Below are 257 nucleotides of genomic sequence, written 5' to 3'. Positions count from 1 at the left end.
GAAAATAAACTACGCCACGCCACGCTGCGGGCGATCCGGGAGGCAAAGGCATGACGCATCGCCCACGATGCACATCTCGGGAATCGACCGGTGCGAGGGGTGGCCGGCGCCTGTGGCGGGTTCGACTGTCGGGATGTAGCGATCATCCCAGGCATCTTTTTCGGCTAACGTCTTCGATCTGCCGTAGGCGGTAAGAGTGGGGATGCTCAAGTCACTCCAATCGGCCTCAGTGAATTCAGCGGTGTCCATATCGCGAG

1 protein-coding gene is annotated in these 257 nt (G+C 59.9%); it reads right to left on the bottom strand.

The features are described 5' to 3' along the window. Positions 1-9: 9 nt before the first annotated feature. Positions 10-257, bottom strand: a 248-nt coding sequence (locus EOB80_RS34950; protein WP_206516869.1) for a hypothetical protein, incomplete at its 5' end; no start/stop codon positions are given.

Origin of the sequence: Mesorhizobium sp. M7A.F.Ca.MR.245.00.0.0 (genome assembly GCF_003997415.1) — a bacterium.
Taxonomy (GTDB): Bacteria; Pseudomonadota; Alphaproteobacteria; order Rhizobiales; family Rhizobiaceae; genus Mesorhizobium.
The sequence above is the reverse complement of the archived record's forward strand: the minus strand, read 5'-3'. Positions and strand labels throughout refer to the sequence as shown.